Below are 6392 nucleotides of genomic sequence, written 5' to 3'. Positions count from 1 at the left end.
TACCGCCATGGCTGGAACCCGAGCGCGAACAGATCGCCGCGAGCCTGCCCCGAGTAGAGGTGAGATGAGTGACCACCACCCAGGACTTCGTCCACGTCTTCGAATCGGCCACCGCTCTGGACGCCCCCACGCTGCTGTTGCTGCACGGTACCGGAGCCGACGAGCACGACCTGTTGCCGCTGGGTCGTGCCCTGGCCCCCGGGGCGGCGTTGCTCTCGCCCCGGGGCAAGGTCGATGAGAACGGCATGAACCGCTGGTTCCGCCGGTTACGAGAGGGGGTCTTCGACGTCGACGACCTCATCGCTCGCACCGCCGAACTGGCCGCCTTCGTCGAGGCCGCCACCGCCACCTACGACCTGGACCCCAAGCGGATCGTGGTGAGCGGGTTCTCCAACGGAGCCAACACCGGGGCGGGGCTTTTGCTGCTGCACCCGGGCCTGGTGGCCGGCGCGGCGCTCTTCGCCGGTGGTGCCCCGTTGCAGGGACGCGAACCCGCACCGGTGGACTTGTCCGGCACACGGGTGTTCCTGGGCAACGGGGTGGCGGATCCGATCACCACCATCGACCAGGCGCGGCTACTGGCCGCCCAACTGGGGGAGCGGGGTGCCAAGGTGCGCACCGAGGAACACCCCGGGGGCCACCAGCTCCCGCCGCAGACCGTGGCGCGGGCCCAGGAATGGTTCGAACGGTCCGACTTCTAGCGGAGCGACTCTTGAACGTGGGGGTCGGTCCCTTGGGCCCCCGACCGAGCGGCGATGACGTCCCCTGCACCCGGACGTCATCGCTCTTCTTCCGCCAGCAATAAATCTACACTGTCAAGGTGGCGGATTCATATGCCTCCTTCGAACAACGAAAAATCGACGACAAGAAACACTCGCCTCGATCCTCGGACGAAGTCGGTCACCAGAGCCGGCCAGTGCCGTGGTGGTCGGGGTCCGTTCGTTACGGAGCGGCGTTCGGGATGGTGCATCGCAAGGCGGCGCGAAGCCCTCTGGTGATCCCTATGCGGGTTTTCGGCAACACGGTGAGGTGACGCTCCGGACGCCGCGACGGGGTGAACCTCGGCCGGCCCACACTAGATTGGCTTTCGGCCCCATTCCCCGCCCAGAAGAAGACCCCATGCCACTCACTCCCTTTGCTCGGTTCCGCTGATGGAACCCGAGATCCTCGGCCTGCTCCTGCTGGCCGCCGTCGCCGCCGGTTGGGTCGACGCCGTAGTCGGGGGAGGAGGACTCCTCCTCCTACCCGCCCTGATGGTCGCCGCCCCCGCCACACCCCTGGCCACCCTGCTGGGCACCAACAAGCTCGGCGCGGTCTTCGGTACCGTCTCCGCCGCCATCGCCTACGCCCGCAAGGTTCGCATCGACCGCGCCGTGGTCCTTTCCACCGCCGGCCTGGCCCTGATCGGCTCCGGGCTGGGCGCGGCCATGGCCACCGCCCTGACCACCAACGTCCTCAAACCCATCATCATGGTCGTCCTGGCCGGAGTCGCCCTGTTCGTGGTCCTGCGCCCGGCCATGGGCACCATCCCCGACCCCTCCTTGCGCACCCGCAACCGAATCCTGGCCGCACTGGCCTTGGCCGGACTGGGGGTGAGCTTCTACGACGGCATCATCGGCCCCGGCACCGGTGTGTTCCTCATCATCGCCTTCACCGCCGTGCTGGGCATGGACTTCCTGCACGCCTCGGCCTCGGCCAAGATCGTCAACGTGTGCACCAACGTGGGCGCCCTGGTGGTCTTCGCCATCGGCGGCCACATCGACTGGCTGCTCGGCCTGGGGTTGGCGGTGTGCACCATCCTGGGCGCCCAGCTCGGTGCTCGCATGGCCCTGCAACGCGGCACCGGGTTCGTACGCGCGGTCCTTTTGGTGGTGGTGCTGGCCCTGCTCGCCCGCATGGGCTGGGACGTCTTCACCTAGGGCGGCCGGAGCCGCCGGTGCCGTGACGGGGCGAACCTCGGCTGAGACGGCACTAGACCGCCGGATCCACCTGGCCCGTCAACGCGGCGGTCACGTCATCGATGATGCGGTGGGCGCTGTGGTAGTTGGCCGCGCCCCAAAAGTCGTGGTCGACCCGGTAGACCCGCTCTTGACGTACCGCGTTCAAACCCGACCACACCCCCTTGCCGAAGGTCTGGGGCGCGTCCGGGTAACCGGAACCGACCAGCACGAACATCACGTCCCCATCACCCTGCTCCAGGTTCTCGTAACTGCGTGGGAGGAAGTCGGTGTCCCCTTCGGTCTCGGCCTGGGTGTCCGGACGCGCGAACCCCAGGTCGTCGACGATCTGCCCCGGGAAGGACGCGGGCGTCTCCAAACGGATCTCACCGGCGTCCTGCAACCGCACCAAGGACAACTCCGCCTCGGCCGGGTCCACCCCCGCCGCCTCGATCTCGCTTCGGGCCTGCTCCACGGCGCTCTCGTAGTCGGCCAAAGCCCCCTGCGCCTGGGGCCGAGCGTCCAAGACCTCGGCGACCTCCTCCAGATGACCGCGCCAAGAACCGGTGCCCTCCCACTCCAACAACACCGTGGGCGCGATCGCCTCCAACGAATCCACCATTTCGGCCTGGCCACCCATCTGGGTGCTCACCCCGATGATCAGGTCCGGCTCGGTGCCGGCCAGCGCCTCGAGGTTGACGTCGTCCTCCGCCGGAGAATTGGTGACCAGCGTCAACGCGCCACCGTCCACGTCCTCGGGCAGGAACGGCGCCAGTCCTTGATCATCGGAGCCAGGGGTGCCCATGGTGCCGACCACCTCGTGCCCCAGCCCGGTGACCGCGGCCAGGGTGGGACGCCACAGCACCGCGATCCGCTCGGGGGAGGCCGGGATCTCCACCGTGCCATTGGCCACCTCCACCGTCCGAGTCCGCTCTTGGGCCTGGTCGCCCTCTCCAGGGGCCGCCCCGGCACCACAGCCGGTCAAGGCGAGCATCCCGACCAGCGTGAACGCACTCACAGACAACAGGGGAGGAGTGGGACGAAGCATCGTGGGGAACCCTTCCGTGCGAAAATGACGTAGGTAAGGCTAACCTGCCATGGTGGTGTTCGTGTGCCCGACCGTGCCATACGAGGCGACGCCGGTACCACGGGCACCGCACCCCATGCCCAACGACCCAGCACGACGAACGGGGAACCCGTGGCCCTGCGCGCGCCCACACCAACGCGCCCCACCCTGAGCGGGCGCCTCATACGCCCCCTCGGACTACTCATCGCCCTGGGCACCCTGGCCATGTGCGTACTGCTCAGCCTCACGGTGGGCTCCAAACCCATCCCCGTCACCGACGTCTGGGCCGCCCTGACCGCACCCAACGGCACCTACGACCACGAAGTCATCCGCACCCTGCGACTACCCCGCACCATCATCGGCGTCTTCGTCGGCGCCGCACTGGGCATGGCGGGCGCCCTCATGCAGGCCCTGACCCGCAACCCCCTGGCCGAACCCGGCATCCTGGGCGTCAACTCCGGCGCCGCCGCGGCCGTGGTCATCGCCGTCTTCCTCTTCGGCGCCACCGGAACCGGCCTGGTCTGGCCCGCCTTCCTCGGCGCCGCCATCGCGGCCGTGGCCGTCTACGCCCTTGGATCACGCGGCCGTGCCGCCGCCACCCCCGTCCGCCTGGCCCTGGCCGGTACCGCCCTGGCCGCCCTCCTCCAAGGACTCATCCACGGCGTCGTCGTCCTCAACGACTTCGTCTTCGACCGCATCCGCTTTTGGCAGGTCGGCTCCCTGACCGGACGCGACCTGGACCTGTTCTGGCAGGTCGCCCCCTTCCTGATCGTGGGCATCGCGCTCACCCTGGCCCTGGGGCCCTCACTCAACACCATCGCCCTGGGCGACGACCTGGCTGCCACCCTGGGCGCCCGCCTCCCCCTGGTCCGCGCCGGCACCGCCGTGGCCGTCATCCTGCTGTGCGGGGCCGCCACCGCCGCGGCCGGCCCCATCTGGTTCGTGGGCCTGATCATCCCCCACGTGGCCCGCACCATCACCGGACCCGACCAACGTTGGATGCTGCCCTACGCCGCCGTCCTGGGCGCCATCCTGCTCACCGCCGCCGACACCATCGGACGCGTCATCCTGCCCGGATCCGAACTCGAGGTCGGCATCATCACCGCGCTGGTCGGCGCACCCCTGTTCATCGCCCTGGTCCGCAGCAAAAGGATGGCGCAACTGTGAACAAGACCCTGACACCACCGCGCCCCACCCGAACCGGCCACGTACGCCCTCGCGGCACCCTGGCCTGGCGCGCTCACGGCGACCGCCTGTCCTTCCTGCTGCGCCCCCGCACCCTCCTGGTCTGCCTGAGCCTGCTCCTGATCGGCGCATTGACCCTGGCCGTGTCGGTCTCGGTCGGCGACTACGAGATCCCCCTGAGCGCCGTCCCGAGCGCACTCTTGGGCTTCGGTGAACGCCTGGACGTGTTCTTCGTCCAAGGGGTACGCCTGCCCCGCGCTTTGACCGCCATCGGTGTGGGCGCCGCCCTGGGCGTGGCCGGCGCCGTCTTTCAAAGCCTGTCCCGCAACGCCCTGGGCAGCCCCGACATCATCGGATTCACCTCTGGCGCGGCCACCGGTGCGGTCTTGGCCATCCTGGTCCTGGGCGCGGGCCGCCTGGCCGTGTCCCTGGGAGCGATCACCGGCGGCCTGCTCACCGCCGCCCTGGTCTACCTGCTGGCCATGAAGAACGGAGTCCAGGGCTACCGACTCGTCCTGGTCGGCATCGGTGCCTCGGCCATGCTCGCCTCGGTCCGCGACTACCTGATGACCCGCGCCGATCTCACCGACGCCATGGGCGCCCAGATCTGGATGATCGGCAGCCTCAACGGCCGAGGCTGGGCAGAGGTCACCGCGGTATGGATCGCCTTCGCCCTGCTCGCACCCCCACTGTTGGCCGTGGGCCGGCGCCTACGCCTGATGGAACTGGGTGACGACACCGCCCAAGGCCTGGGTGTGTCCATCCAGTCCACCCAGATCATCGCCCTGACCACCGCCAGCGCCCTGACCGGCGCCGCCATCGCCGTGGCCGGCCCCATCGGCTTCGTGGCCCTGGCCGCACCCCAACTGGCCCGCCGCCTGACCCGCACCGGCGGCGCCACCCTGGTCGGATCGGCGTGCATGGGCGCCACCCTGCTGCTCTTGGCCGACCTGGTGGCCCTACGCGCTCTGGCCCCCACCCAACTACCCGTGGGCGTGGTCACCGCCGTCATCGGCGGTGGTTACCTGATCTGGTTGCTCTACACCGAATGGCGCGACGGCCGCGCCTGACCCGTACACCGCCACGACCCGCCCCAGACCGGAAAGAGCCACGATGACCGAGAACGCCCGCCTGAGCGGACAGGACCTCACCTTGGCCTACGACCAGCGCGTCATCTCCCGCGAGCTGGCCGTCACCATCCCCGACAACTCCTTCACCGTCATCGTGGGTCCCAACGCCTGCGGCAAGTCCACCCTGCTACGCGCCCTGTCCCGCACCCTCAAACCCGCCCAGGGCAACGTCCTGCTGGACGGACAGGTCATCGGCTCCTACCCGGCCAAGGAGGTGGCCCGCAGACTCGGACTCCTACCCCAGACCTCCATCGCCCCCGACGGCATCGGCGTGGCCGACCTGGTCGCGCGCGGCCGCTTCCCACACCAGAGCTTCCTACGCCAGTGGTCCGCCCAAGACGAGGCGGTGGTGACCCAGGCCATGGAGGCCACCGGCGTCAGCGCCCTGGCCGACCGTTCGGTGGACGAACTCTCCGGTGGCCAACGCCAACGCGTGTGGCTGGCGATGGTACTCGCCCAGCAGACCCCCCTGCTGTTGCTGGACGAGCCCACCACCTACCTCGACATCGCCCACCAGATGGACATGCTCGACCTGTGCGCCGACCTGCATGCCGAACAGGGCCACACCCTGGTGGCGGTCCTGCACGACCTCAACCACGCCTGCCGCTACGCCACCCACCTGATCGTCATGAGGGAAGGCGCGATCGTGGCCGAGGGCGACCCGGCCACGATCGTCACCGCCGACCTGGTGGAGAAGGTCTTCGGCCTTCCGGTACGTGTCATCGCCGACCCCGAGACCCACACCCCGATGATCGTCCCCCTCGATCGGCGCGGGGTACGCCGTCACCACGACTGACCTACCGGGGCATGGTGGGCTCCGGACCGAGCGTCAACGCCGCACCAGGGCACGCACCTCCTCCATGACCAGGGCGGGGTCCTCCTCGGCCATGAAGTGGCCACAAGAGACCGTGACATGACGCAGGTCCGGCGCCCAAGAACCCCACAACGCGGCGGCGTCATAGCCCAAAGCGGCGCCCCAGTCCTGCTGGAGGACACTCACCGGCATGCTCAACCCACGCCCGGCCTCCTGGTCGGCCAGATCGTGTTCCAGGTCGACACCGGCCGAGGCCCGGT

At 69.3% G+C, this 6392-nt stretch carries 6 protein-coding genes and 1 pseudogene; 5 read left to right on the top strand and 2 right to left on the bottom strand.

The annotated features are described in order from the left end of the window. Positions 1-68: 68 nt before the first annotated feature. Positions 69-701, top strand: coding sequence for an alpha/beta hydrolase (locus D472_RS0102000; RefSeq protein ID WP_017602830.1), 633 nt, complete (start codon positions 69-71; stop codon positions 699-701). 450 nt (positions 702-1151) lie between these two features. Continuing rightward, positions 1152-1919, top strand: a complete 768-nt coding sequence (locus tag D472_RS0101995; protein WP_017602829.1) for a sulfite exporter TauE/SafE family protein — start codon at positions 1152-1154, stop codon at positions 1917-1919. A 52-nt stretch (positions 1920-1971) separates the two neighbouring features. On the opposite strand, the gene D472_RS0101990 is transcribed toward D472_RS0101995, so the two are convergent. Next, positions 1972-2985, bottom strand: a complete 1014-nt coding sequence (locus tag D472_RS0101990) for an iron-siderophore ABC transporter substrate-binding protein (RefSeq protein ID WP_017602828.1) — start codon at positions 2983-2985, stop codon at positions 1972-1974. A gap of 150 nt (positions 2986-3135) precedes the next feature. Here D472_RS0101990 and D472_RS0101985 point away from each other — a divergent pair, with 150 nt between their 5' ends. Genes D472_RS0101985 through D472_RS0101975 form a run of 3 tightly spaced genes read left to right on the top strand, consistent with a single transcriptional unit; the run spans position 3136 to position 6114 of the window. Next, positions 3136-4170 carry a FecCD family ABC transporter permease gene (locus tag D472_RS0101985; RefSeq protein WP_026117292.1) on the top strand — a complete coding sequence of 345 codons (1035 nt, stop codon included), beginning with the start codon at positions 3136-3138 and terminating at the stop codon, positions 4168-4170. After that, the gene (locus tag D472_RS0101980) at positions 4167-5258 is read left to right on the top strand and encodes a FecCD family ABC transporter permease (RefSeq protein ID WP_017602826.1); all 1092 of its coding nucleotides are present in this window, start codon (positions 4167-4169) and stop codon (positions 5256-5258) included. The genes D472_RS0101985 and D472_RS0101980 overlap by 4 nt, the downstream gene beginning before the upstream one ends. A gap of 43 nt (positions 5259-5301) precedes the next feature. Then, positions 5302-6114 (top strand): ABC transporter ATP-binding protein, encoded by an 813-nt coding sequence (locus tag D472_RS0101975; protein WP_017602825.1) that lies wholly within the window; start codon positions 5302-5304, stop codon positions 6112-6114. 33 nt (positions 6115-6147) lie between these two features. Here the strand turns inward: D472_RS0101975 and D472_RS0101970 are convergent. Then, positions 6148-6392: pseudogene (locus D472_RS0101970) on the bottom strand (alpha/beta hydrolase); the annotation flags it as partial.

The sequence above is a fragment of the Nocardiopsis alkaliphila YIM 80379 genome (genome assembly GCF_000341005.1).
Lineage (GTDB): Bacteria > Actinomycetota > Actinomycetes > Streptosporangiales > Streptosporangiaceae > Nocardiopsis > Nocardiopsis alkaliphila.
The sequence above is the reverse complement of the archived record's forward strand: the minus strand, read 5'-3'. Positions and strand labels throughout refer to the sequence as shown.

What these genes read in the sequence shown, in the direction of transcription:
- D472_RS0101995 (WP_017602829.1), top strand. Translation starts at nt 1,152, where the DNA reads ATGGAACCCGAGATCCTCGGCCTGCTCCTGCTGGCCGCCGTCGCCGCC.
- D472_RS0101990 (WP_017602828.1), bottom strand. Translation starts at nt 2,985, where the DNA reads ATGCTTCGTCCCACTCCTCCCCTGTTGTCTGTGAGTGCGTTCACGCTG.
- D472_RS0101975 (WP_017602825.1), top strand. Translation starts at nt 5,302, where the DNA reads ATGACCGAGAACGCCCGCCTGAGCGGACAGGACCTCACCTTGGCCTAC.